Consider the following 1,469-nt stretch of genomic DNA (forward strand, 5'->3'; position numbering starts at 1 on the left):
CCCACCCCCTGGGTGACCGAAGTCACCCCCCTACACGCACCCCACCTCGTCGCCCGTCACCACGCCGGACTCCCCTTGCAGCTCGTCCTCGGCGCGCACCTTGCGTACACGTTCGAAGTCGGTGCCCGCGATGACCTTGAGCACCGCTCCCTGGCCCTTGACCGCGCGCAGCTCGCTGCCGGGCAGGGCCGCCGCCAGGGAGCGTGCCGAGCGGTCCCAGCGGGGGTCGTAGGCGATGACCGTGCGCTTCAGGGTGCGGTCGGCCGAGTTCACCGGGTCGCCCGTCGTGCGGAAGCCCGTCGACGCCAGGGCCGCGTCCACCCGCTTGCCCAGTCCGCCCGTCGCCGTGCCGTTCTCGACCTGGACGCGGATCTGCTGCGGGGACACCGGGACCAGCAGCGCCTTGCTCCTCGGCTTGTAGGCGACCAGCGGCCGGTCCTCGCGCAGGGCCCTGAAGAGCCGGGCCGACTTCACGGGGTCCCACTTCAGCGTCGAGCCGACGCCCTTGACGGCGTATCCCATCTGCCCGATCGGCACGGTGGTGAACTCCGAGGAGGAGGGCGAGAAGTTCCGCATGGCACGGCCCAGGTCGAGCAGCTCGTCCGTGCCGAAGCCCTTGTCGGCCCGTACGGAGCCGAGGACGGCCCGCGCCACGTCGCGGAACTTCATCGGGTTCAGCAGGACGCCGGACGACGTGGCCCGCTCGATCAGCGCCGCCAGGAACCGCTGCTGACGCTTCATCCGGCCGAGGTCGGAGGAGCCGTCGGCGTGCCGGGAGCGGACGTACTGGAGTGCCTGACCGCCCATCAGGCGGTGCCGGCCCGCCGCGAGGTCGAGCCCGGTGTACGCGTCCTTCAGCGGGTCGGCGTTGCAGATCTCGACCCCGCCGAGCACGTCCACCGTCTTCATGAAGCTGGTGAAGTCGACCTCCAGGTAGTGGTCGATCTTCACATGGGTCATCTCCTCCACGGTCCGCACCGTCAGCGGCGGCCCGCCCTCCGCGTACGCCGCGTTGATCTTGATGGGGTGGCCGCGATGGCGTTCCCCCGTGGTCGCGTCGACGTGCTCCGGTGTCGTCGCGTACGAGTCGCGCGGCAGGCTCACCACGCTCGCCCGCTCCCGGTCCTCCGAGATGTGCACGATCATGATCGTGTCGGTGCAGTGGCAGGGCGCCCCGCCCAGCCGGTACTTCTGCCGCTCCTCCTCGGTGATCCGGTCGCGGCCGTCGGTGCCGACCAGCAGCACGTTCATGCCGTGTCCGGCGCGCGGCCGGTTCTTCATGTCCTTGAACGGGTCGACGCGCTTGATGTCGGCGTCGAGGCTGGTCATCACCGCGTGCCCGATCCCGGCGGAGGCCAGCACGACGACGGACAGCGTGGTCGCCGCCCGCATCGCCCAGCGGGGCCGTCGGGGCCGCACGGGCGGCGACCACGCGGGCCGGCGCCGTGCTCGCATACGCCGGGATCGGG

Annotated in this window: 1 protein-coding gene; it reads right to left on the bottom strand. The window is 71.5% G+C overall.

Going from position 1 to position 1,469, the window contains the following annotated elements; genetic code table 11:
* Positions 1-30: 30 nt before the first annotated feature.
* A complete protein-coding gene (locus AOJ26_RS36890; protein ID WP_234358766.1) occupies positions 31-1,455 on the bottom strand; it encodes an LCP family protein in 1,425 nt (474 codons plus the stop codon).
* Between the last annotated feature and the right edge of the window lie 14 nt (positions 1,456-1,469).

This window comes from Streptomyces sp. NRRL B-24085 (assembly GCF_001282115.1).
In the GTDB taxonomy this organism is placed as follows: Bacteria; Actinomycetota; Actinomycetes; order Streptomycetales; family Streptomycetaceae; genus Streptomyces.

Bases quoted from the DNA above. Each gene is read 5' to 3' on its own strand.
- AOJ26_RS36890 (WP_234358766.1), bottom strand. From the start codon at position 1,455: ATGCGAGCACGGCGCCGGCCCGCGTGGTCGCCGCCCGTGCGGCCCCGA.